Here is a 9,033-nt window from a genome sequence, read left to right on the forward strand (position 1 = left end):
TGGATCGGCATCATCCTTCGCAGGGGCATCAGCCCTCGATTGCGACGCGATGCAAACTGCCTAGACTTCTGATCTCGCCCGCAGGCGGAATATCGCTTTCCATACCGGACAGCGCGCGAAGGTTCACGCGCCGCATCGCGCCGGGGGCAAGGTGGAACCAGTCGTCGTCGGCCCGATAGCCTTCGACGTCGATATGCACCGATTGCGCCAGCCGGTCGGTCCTGAGATCGACGAACCAGTCGTCGCCGTCTCTGCTGAATGATGCTTCGATCCCTGCGTCATGGAGCGCCTTCCCCCGTCCGCACGGGAAGTGGAAGCTCTCGGCGAGAATGGCGCCGTCTGCCAGCGAGCGCAGGCGCGCCACACTTGCATCATGCGCCGGCGGCCCGAAACGGAAGGCATAGGTCGTATCGAAGAAAGCGCCGAACAGCGCGGTGCAGGCAAGGCGCTCCGTGTCTCTTGCCGCCAGCTTGAAGGCTCTGCTGCCGCTGACGACCTGCTGTTTTCCGCCGCGCAGGCAGACAACCTCGAGCTCGACGTCGAGCGCGGCATCCGTCTCGTTGACGACATGCACGTCGAGACCGTTCGTTCCCTCGTCGGTGAAGACCACCTGAACCGGCCGGAATGCACGGCGCATCGCATACCAGACCGGCTTCGGCTCTCCGGTGGAATCGATCACCCCCCAGCCCGGGCCGGGCAGCAGGTCCTGCAGCGTCCAGACGAGCGCGCCGTTGCAGGCGGAGCCCTTGCGCCGCCATTCGGCAAAAGTCTCCTCGATCACTTCGCCGGTGACGGCGCGGGAGAGATCGAGATAGCGTTCGGGATCTTCGCGGCGCAGCTCAGCTGGATCGAAACCGTAGAGAAGCTGCAGGTAGAAGTCGCGAACGTCCTCGAAATCCCACGATGCGCTGCGGTCGCGGGGCACGCGGGCCTTCCATAGCGGGCTGTGGACGGCGGGCACGTCGAGATGTCGCTGCAGCGTCCTTTGCTGCGGCACATGCGCGAAGGCGAGGCTTTCGGAGGCAAACCGCACGTCGGCGCGGCGCGCATCGGCAATCGGCCGCATATAGGCGCCGACGCCGTAATAATGCGCAATACCGGCATTCGGCGAAAAGGGCATCGCCCCGCCATACGGCGAGTTCGGCACGTAGGGCACGTCGGGGCGCATGCGCGCGACGACTGCCGGAATGATTTCATCGGTGACCGGCCCGCTCCAGAATTCCGCCGGCAGGCCGAGCATTGCCGCCTGCTGGTGGATTTCGCTGCCGCCGCAGAGCACGGCCAGCGAAGGCGACGCCTGCACGCCGTGCAGGAATTCCTCGACCTCCGCATGCACGTGGCCAAGAAAAGCCTTGTCGTTGCGCGGATAATCGAAATTGGCGAACATGAAATCCTGCCAGACAAGCAGGCCGAGCTCGTCGCAGAGCGTGAAGAAATCTGGTGTCTCGTAGGCCATGGTGCCGCCGATGCGGATCATGTTCATGCCGGCTCCGGCGGCAAGCCGCAGGAACGGCTCGTAATCCGCCCGCCCGCCCGGCAATCGCGCGATATCGGCCGTCGTCCACACCGCGCCGCGGCAGAAGATGCGTTCGCCGTTGAGGAGCAGCGCGAAGTCATCGCCATCCGCACCGCGGTCGACGTCGATGCGCCGGAAGCCGGTCCTGCCGAGCGGATATTCCACGCCGGCGGAAACCAGCGTCAGCTCGTAGAGACGCGGAGCGCCATGCGTGTGCGGCCACCAGGGCTCGATGTCGGGAAGTTTGAGGATAGCCGAGTAATGACTGTCCCCGACCTTTTCGAAGGGCTGCTCCATCCCACCGCAGCGCAGCAGCATTGAGGGATTCTCGGCATTGCTGTGCAGGGACACGCTGAGGCGGCCAATGCCACTCTCCTCGAATACGGCGCGGATGGAAACATTGTCGATCGAGACGGGATGACGCCGCACCATCGAAATCGGCCGCCATGGCCCGACGGCATGGATATCGGGGCACCAGCCCGGCATATGGCCGAGCAGCGTCGTGCGGAAATTCTTCAAGCCCGCCGGCGTGATCATCTGCGGCCGCCACCGCGCGCGCGGGCCCGGCTCCGACAGGCGGGGGCCGAGCGCCCGGAAGCACAGTGCCAGCTCGTCGCCGCCCGAAAGCGTCACCGGAATCTCGTGCGCCGTGAACATGCTTTCGGAAAACAGGATTTCCTGGCCGTTCAGGAAGACATGGCAGAGCGTCGCCAGCCCTGCGAAACGCAGGATCGCGTCACCCGGCTCGGCATCGAAAAGCCGGCAGAGATACCAGGCGTCCCGCGTGTTCAGCGGCTCGGGATTTTCCCGGTCGAAGAGCGCGGCTTTTTCAAGCGCTGCAGCGACGGTGCCGGGAACGGGTGCTGGAATGAACTGTGCGGAGAGCGGGATGTCGTGCGGCACGGCGCAGGCGCCCCGCTCCGTCAGGATCAGGTTCCAGCCTTCGGAAAGTAGACTTTCCTCGGCACCGATGCTCGCCAAACGCCCCCGCATGGTCAGATCTCCGGCCTCAGATTCGCCCCGCAAGCGACGCCATCATGGAATCCCATGCATCGGCGGCCGGATCAAGTGCTGCCTGCAACGGCTCGAACTTCTTGCGGGTGACGGCGCGGGCAAGCTGGAACTGCACCGATTTCGCCACCTCCGAAATGCGCCTGGCATGCTCGGCGGCCACCGCGAATTCAACAGGGGAAAGCCAGTTGAGGTAATCGGCCGCCAGCTCGAAATTGGCGCCCACCTGGCGAAGCGTGTTGAAGGCGTATTTGTGAAAGAAGCCGAACGGCCGTTCCGCCACCGCTTCGACCTGTTGCGGAAAGACGCTTGCAAAGGCGCGGATCGGGTTTTCGCCGGGACGCCGGGCAAAGTGAAAGCCGGCAAGCCGCCGCGCGGTCGAACGCAGATGCGTTTCATCCGCCGGTCTTTCCGGGAACCGCGCAAATTCCGTGTAGGGCAGGAATGGCGGGTCGTTTTCCGTCAGATGCAGCTGGAACAGCCCGTCGAAATCCTCGCCTTCGAGACGAAAATAGCCGGCATTGTGGAAATAATCGACGCGCTTGGCCGCAACGTCCAGCCGGTTGATCGCAACCGTCGTCTTGCCGTGCTCCTGCCGGTAGGCGGTGCCGCGCGTATCCGGCATGTAGAAGGAATCCATTTCGATCAGGCAAAGGCGGGCCCGCGCGATCTGAACCTCGACATGGCGTTCGACACGGTCGTAGATGGCAAGCTCGGTCGCACGAATGCCGTAGAGCGCTTCGAGATCCTCGAGCGGCACCTTGAAGAAGGTGAACTGGTCGCCCTCGAAATCCTGCGTCAGGGTAAAACCCAGCATCGCCTCTGGCGCAACGCCTGATGTCGCCAGAACCTCGATCCAGAGATCGATATAACAATTGGTTTCCGGCCAGGCGCGCTCGCTGGAATGCAGCGCGTGCGGCCAGTAGGCCTCCGGGTCTATTCCCGGGAATACCGATGTCATCGATTTGCTCAGCCCCACAGCGCTTTCCGTACGCTGGCCGGCCATTGCTTCACATCGAGCCCGTGATGATGGAAGAGGGCAAGGGCGATGCGCTCCAGCCCGAAGCCGACGCAAGCGGTGTGCGCGACACTGCCGTCTTCAAGATTGAGACCCCACTTCGTGCCGAAGGCATCCTGATGGTAATTAAAGCTCATGCAGGCGGTCGGATTGGCGGCCGAGGTGATCGGGATCAACAGCTCGAACTTCAGGTTCTGGTCACGCTGATTATTGGCGAGCATCTTGCCGGCGCGGCCGAAGAACGGATCATTGGCGACGTCGATCGTCACCTCGAGGCCGACGGCCTTCATCATCTCGACGCCGCGATCCATCCAGCGCTGGCGGAAATCGGTGACGTGCAGCTCTGTGCCCATGCAGACATATTCACGCATGCGGAACAACTGCTGGCGGGCAGGGTCTTTCGACGGCTCATGGCGGAAGCAATAGGATTGCAGGTCGAAGAGGCCGCCCGTCTTCGGCAAGTTGCCACGCTTGGCGATCGTCGGATAGAGCGGATAGCAGGCAGCCGGCGTCAGCACGATGTCGGTCGCCTCCTGCCCCTTGGTCCAGTCTTCGCCGACTTCCATGCATTGCAGCAGGCTGACATGATCGAGCTCGCTGCCGCAGAAGCTGTGCACCGTGCCGGCGAGCTGCGGAAAGCTCTTCATGTAACCGCTCTTTTCGAAGAAGGCGCGGTTCATGCCGGGCGGAAAGCGCATGGCTTCGGCACCATCGGAGCCGCCGAACGTGTCGATCAGGCGCTCGAAGGCAGCGATCACGTCTTCGAACTGGCCGCTGCGGCCGTAGAGCCCGTCGATGCCGGTATCGATCAGCAGACCGGATTCGAAAAGCCGGTCCAGAAACGAGGTCTGCATATCCATGACTGTCACCCCAGTAGGCTAGTGTCCTGCTTATGGACAAGAAGCATGCTCGACGTGTTGCCGAGGATGCGATCATTCGAGATCATGAGTTGTGCGGAATGCGCGTCGCGCAGATGGCGTCCAAGACTGAAGGGCGTGCCGTTCTTGTAGCCCATGATACCGCAGATCAGCATCGCATGGTTGACGATCTCCAGGATCGTCTCGGACGAGGCGATCTTGACGTTGTTCATCGCCACCGCAAATCCCATCGAAGACAGCCTGTCGGCGTCGGCCTTGGCATCCTCATAGGCCTTGAGGCCGGCAACCACGTTGGATTTCACCATCTGCAGCAGGTTCGAAACCTCGGCGAGGCGTAGCGCGCCCGGCGGCTGGGCATCCGGCGCCTTGCGGGCTGCGGCACGCACGAAAGCCTGGGCGCGTACAACGGCGTCGACGGCGATGCCGTACCAGACGCCGCTCCATAAGAGGTGCGAGGAGGCAAGCATGGACTGCGCCGCGATCTCCGCGAAAGGCTTCGGCAGGATCTGGCAAGCCGGCGCTTCGCCCTTGAACAGGAAGCCGTCGGAGCAGGTTCCGCGCATGCCGAGCGTATTCCAGACATGCGTTTTCTCGAGCGTGTACTGGTCCTTGAGAAAGGCCGTCAGCACCTGATCGGAGGAAGCCGCCTGCGCGTGGGCACGCGAGGTGATAAGGATGGCATCGGCATGCGAGCCATAGGAAATGACGGTCGCATCCTTTTCGAGGCGGCACGTGTCGCCATCGACCTCGACCGCGCAGATGCTGTTGCGCAGATTTCCGCCGATACCGCCTTCGGTGGTGGCGGATGCGATCAGCAGCTGTTCGGCGGCGATGCGGCGCATGAAATCGCGATGCCACTCGCTGTCGGTGCCATGTTCAACGAGGCTTGACAGCTTGATGTGGTGCATGGCGAAGACCATGGCGCTTGCGGCGCAGGCCTGGCCGAGCATCGAACACAATTCGGCGATCTCGGTAATCGAGGCGGATTCGCCGCCGAGATGGCGCGGCACCTGGATGCCGAGCAGCCTTTCGGCCTTCATCGCATCGACGGCTTCCCGGGGGAAGCGGGCCTCGGCATCGACGGTATCCGCGTGTTTCGCCGCAATTTCGGCGACACGGGCCACCCTCGCGACAAGACCGTCCTGCATGATCTTGACAGGGAAATTCATCAGGCGACCTTCCGGCTGTCCCGGATGAGATCGACGGTCCTGGCGATGGCCGAGATGCTCGCGAAGGATTTGCGGTTCAGGAGATTGTCGGGAAACTCGATGTCGAAGGCCTCTTCGAGGCCAAGCATCAGCTGCACAGAAGCAAAGGACGTCAAACCTGCCGCATAAAGATCGGCATCGTCGGCGACCTGGTCGATCGACCCGGGAAGCTTGCCGAATTTAGCTACGAGGTCGCGGATTGCCTTATTCATCCCATCACTCCAAGATTCTCATGATCCCGAACCGGCGTTCATCGCCTTGTCATGAGCGTTCTTTTAGTGCGGAAAACAGAACATTCCGCTAATTTATTGAGTTAAATATGACTGAGGCTCATAGTTAGGATTTTAGCGATCATTCCCGTACCGTCGTAAACAACAACCTTATATCAATGACTTAAGGTAATTTGGACGCTGCGACACACTCTGGTTTCTGGCGTGGCGAGTACAGAAATGACACGCAAAGCGCCACGTTTGTCTCAATCGGCAGGCGGATAGGAATGCTCGCCGCCGCGATAATCGGTGACGGAATAACATCCGTCGCCCGTCGCCCGGATCGCGCTTCCGCTGACGACGGCCTTGCCGTGACCGCCTGGGATATCGAGGATGTAAGCCGGCTGGCAGAGACCGGAAATCCGGCCGCGCAGCGCCGCGACGATCTCCTGCCCCTCCTCGATCGTCACTCTGAAATGACCGGTGCCGGGCGCCAGATCCGGATGATGGAGGTAATAGGGTTTGACCCGGATTTCGACGAAGGCCTTCATCAACTCCGCAAGCACGGCGGGATCGTCATTGACACCCTTGAGCAGCACCGACTGGCTGACCATGGCGATGCCGGCATCGACGAGGCGGCCGCAGGCGGCCCGCGCTTCCGGCGTCAGTTCGCGGACATGGTTGGCGTGCAACGCGATATACACCGTCTTGCCGCTCGCCTTCAGCCCGGCGATCAGCGCCGCATCGATCTTCTCGGGGTCGACGACCGGAACACGGGTGTGGAACCTGATGATCTTCACATGCGCGATGCCGGCAAGCACCTCCATGATCTCGCCGAGCCGGCGCGGCGAAAGCACCAGCGGATCGCCCCCGGTGAGGATGACCTCCCAGATTTCCTCATGACCGCTTATATAATCGAAAGCGACCTGCATCGCCGCGGCATCGAGTGTGCCGAGGCCCTGCGGCCCCACCATTTCACGCCGGAAGCAGAAGCGGCAATAGACCGGGCAGACATGCACGGCCTTGAGCAAGACACGATCGGGATAGCGGTGAACGATGCCTTCGACGGGGCTGTGGGCATGATCGCCGATCGGATCGGCGCGTTCTTCCGGGGCGATCGTGAGTTCGGCTGCATCAGGCACGAATTGCCGAGCGATCGGATCATCGGGATCGGTGCGGTCGATGAGCTTGCTGATCGCAGGCGTCAGCGCAATCGCGTAACGCGCCGCAACCTCCTCGAGCCCTGCACGATCGGCAGGAGCGACCAGCCCCGCCTTCACAAGATCGTCGACGCTCTTGATCGGTTTGACGACATTCATCTTCCATACTCCGCCACCGGCGCCCAGAGCACCTGGTCGATGCGCGATGCTCCCGTCGCCAGCATCACCAGCCGGTCGAAGCCGAGCGCGATACCGCTTGCCTCAGGCATCAGCGACAGCGCGGCGAGGAAATCCTCGTCGATCGGATAGGTCTCGCCGTAGACCCGCGCCTTCTCGGCCATCTCGATCTCGAACCGGCGCCGCTGTTCGGCAGCGTTGGTGAGTTCGCCGAAGCCGTTCGCAAGCTCGACGCCGCAGGCATAGAGCTCGAAACGCTCGGCAACTCTGGGGTCGCGTGCCGAAGGACGGGCAAGGGCTGCCTCCGAGATCGGATATTCGTCGAGGATGGTGATGCGGCCGAAGCCGAGATGCGGTTCGATCTTTTCGACCAGCACCCGGCTGAAGAGATCGGCCCAGCCGTCGTCATCGGCAACACGCATGCCGACGCGCTTCGTCTCGGCCGCCAGATAGTCGCGGTCGGTCGAACCGTCGGCGGCGACGGAGGCGAGAAGATCGATGCCGGCATGACGCTCGAACGCTTCGGCAACCCCAATCCGCTCCGGCCCGGCAAAGGGGTCGCTCTCGGCGCCGCGATAGGCAAGCTTCCCGGTCTTCACCGTTTCGGCCGCAAGCGCCAGGATCCGTACGCAATCCATCATCAGGCTCTCGTAGCTTTCGCCGGCCCGATACCATTCGAGCATGGTGAACTCAGGATGATGCAGCGGCCCGCGCTCGCGGTTGCGGTAGACATGGGCAAAACACGAAATGCGTTCCTCGCCCGCCGCAAGCAGCTTCTTGCAGGCGAATTCCGGCGAGGTGTGCAGGTAGAACGGCGCCTTTTGCCCATCCGTCGTCAGTGCTTCCGTGGCGAAGGCATGCAGATGCGCCTCGTTGCCGGGAGAGACCTGCAGCACCGCCGTATCCACCTCGATGAAATCCTCGCGCGCGAAAAACCCGCGCAAGGCCGCCTGGATCGCATTGCGCCCGATCAGGAACGGACGGCGGTCGGCATGCACGGACGGGGTCCACCAGGGGGACGCTTTCGCCGAAGAGTTCATTCCAAGCTTTCTTCGCCGGAGAGGCCGGTATGGGGGGTGGCTATTTCCCGGATTTTAGGTTAGTTGCGCCCCCAAGAAAAACATTTGCGTCTTCGGGGGCGTCTCGACAGTCATCTACGACGCCGAAAGCCGAGTTACAAGGAAGTCTTATGGTCAAGGTCATCGCCTCTTCGGTCCGCAAGGGCAACGTTCTCGATGTCGACGGCAAGCTCTACGTCGTTCTCACCGCCCAGAACTTTCATCCGGGCAAGGGCACGCCGGTCACCCAGGTCGACATGCGCCGCATCGTCGACGGCGTGAAGGTTTCCGAGCGCTGGCGCACCACCGAACAGGTCGAGCGCGCCTTCGTCGAGGACGTCTCCTTCCAGTTTCTCTATGAAGACGGCGAAGGCTTCCACTTCATGAACCCGGCGAGCTACGATCAGGTCGTCGTCGATGTCGCCACGATGGGTGACGACAAGGCTTATCTGCAGGAAGGCATGTCCTGCATCCTCTCGATGCATGAAGGTATTGCGCTGGCGCTCCAACTGCCGCGCCACGTCACGCTCGAAATCATGGAGACGGAACCGGTCGTCAAGGGCCAGACGGCATCGTCCTCCTACAAGCCGGCCATACTGTCGAACGGCGTGCGCGCCATGGTGCCGCCGCACATCAATGCCGGCACCCGCGTCGTCATCGCGACGGAAGACAATTCCTACGTCGAACGCGCCAAGGACTGATCCTGGTTTCAGCCTATCGAAAAGGCCGGCTCACGCCGGCCTTCAGACCGCTGACAAACCCGTCGATTTTTCGGCGGGTTTTGTTTTTGCGGATTGG

At 62.3% G+C, this 9,033-nt stretch carries 8 protein-coding genes; 1 reads left to right on the forward strand and 7 read right to left on the reverse strand.

Annotated features, from left to right (window positions below):
* Positions 1-28: 28 nt before the first annotated feature.
* The 7 genes from C3Y91_RS05220 to epmA all read right to left on the reverse strand — a co-directional run bounded on the left by C3Y91_RS05220 (position 29) and on the right by epmA (position 8,217).
* Positions 29-2,509, reverse strand: a complete 2,481-nt coding sequence (locus tag C3Y91_RS05220) for a glycoside hydrolase family 2 protein (protein WP_130656622.1) — start codon at positions 2,507-2,509, stop codon at positions 29-31.
* 16 nt (positions 2,510-2,525) lie between these two features.
* Positions 2,526-3,506 (reverse strand): DUF1839 family protein, encoded by a 981-nt coding sequence (locus tag C3Y91_RS05225; protein WP_024320468.1) that lies wholly within the window; start codon positions 3,504-3,506, stop codon positions 2,526-2,528.
* Positions 3,497-4,405, reverse strand: a complete 909-nt coding sequence (locus C3Y91_RS05230; RefSeq protein ID WP_024320469.1) for an amino acid--[acyl-carrier-protein] ligase — start codon at positions 4,403-4,405, stop codon at positions 3,497-3,499. Before C3Y91_RS05230 ends, C3Y91_RS05225 begins: the two co-directional genes overlap by 10 nt.
* Before the next feature lie 5 nt (positions 4,406-4,410).
* Positions 4,411-5,592 (reverse strand): acyl-CoA dehydrogenase family protein, encoded by a 1,182-nt coding sequence (locus tag C3Y91_RS05235; protein WP_024320470.1) that lies wholly within the window; start codon positions 5,590-5,592, stop codon positions 4,411-4,413.
* Positions 5,592-5,843, reverse strand: coding sequence for an acyl carrier protein (locus C3Y91_RS05240; RefSeq protein WP_003543737.1), 252 nt, complete (start codon positions 5,841-5,843; stop codon positions 5,592-5,594). Before C3Y91_RS05240 ends, C3Y91_RS05235 begins: the two co-directional genes overlap by 1 nt.
* Before the next feature lie 263 nt (positions 5,844-6,106).
* Entirely contained in the window at positions 6,107-7,159 is a 1,053-nt protein-coding gene (locus C3Y91_RS05245; RefSeq protein WP_130675916.1) for a lysine-2,3-aminomutase-like protein, read from the reverse strand.
* Complete coding sequence (gene epmA, locus C3Y91_RS05250; RefSeq protein WP_168575101.1) at positions 7,156-8,217, reverse strand: EF-P lysine aminoacylase EpmA; 1,062 nt, start codon at positions 8,215-8,217, stop codon at positions 7,156-7,158. The genes C3Y91_RS05245 and epmA overlap by 4 nt, the downstream gene beginning before the upstream one ends.
* Before the next feature lie 149 nt (positions 8,218-8,366).
* Here epmA and efp point away from each other — a divergent pair, with 149 nt between their 5' ends.
* The gene (gene efp / locus C3Y91_RS05255; protein ID WP_012759420.1) at positions 8,367-8,936 is read left to right on the forward strand and encodes an elongation factor P; all 570 of its coding nucleotides are present in this window, start codon (positions 8,367-8,369) and stop codon (positions 8,934-8,936) included.
* Positions 8,937-9,033: the final 97 nt, after the last annotated feature.

Origin of the sequence: Rhizobium ruizarguesonis (genome assembly GCF_012349115.1) — a bacterium.
Classification (GTDB): domain Bacteria; phylum Pseudomonadota; class Alphaproteobacteria; order Rhizobiales; family Rhizobiaceae; genus Rhizobium; species Rhizobium ruizarguesonis.